Source organism: Vibrio sp. 2130-1 (assembly GCF_033339515.1).
Window position 1 is genome coordinate 1 of sequence record NZ_JAWOUT010000488.1, and the last position, 594, is coordinate 594.

Annotated in this window: 1 protein-coding gene; it reads left to right on the top strand. The window is 50.2% G+C overall.

Features of this window, described 5'->3' with window-relative positions; translation table 11 throughout:
- Positions 1-594, top strand: a 594-nt coding sequence (locus tag R7Q09_RS26995; protein WP_318144058.1) for a methyl-accepting chemotaxis protein, incomplete at both ends; no start/stop codon positions are given.

The window sequence follows — 594 nt, forward strand, 5'->3', positions numbered from 1 at the left end:
AAGAAGAATTCAACGAGATTGACCAACTGGCGACGGCCATGAGTGAGATGTCATCGACCGTACAAGCGGTGGCCGATCATGCTCAAACGGCTTCTTCTTTGACGGAACAGGCTTCCACGCAAGCCGTAACGGGTCAACAGTTCTTGCAAAGCACAGTGGCGAAAATGAGCGAGCTATCTTCAGATATTGCGTCTTCTGCACAAGCCGTAAACCAAGTTGAAGAGCGTGTTGAGTCGATTGGTAGCGTAGTGGGTACGATTCAAGGCATCTCTGAGCAAACCAACTTGCTTGCTTTGAATGCGGCGATTGAAGCGGCGCGTGCTGGTGAAGCAGGGCGTGGTTTTGCTGTGGTGGCGGATGAAGTTCGTAACCTTGCGCAGCGTACGCAACAAGCGACGGTGGAAATTCACGAAATGATCACTCAGCTACAGGCCAGCGCGACTTCTGCGGTTGATTTGATGGAGAAAAGTGTTGTCGAAGCTGCAGAAGGCGTGGAACTGGTTTCTAACGCAGGTAGTGAACTTGATGGTATTGTTGCTCAAGTAACACAAATCAACGACATGAACTTCCAAATTGCCACAGCTTCAGGACAAC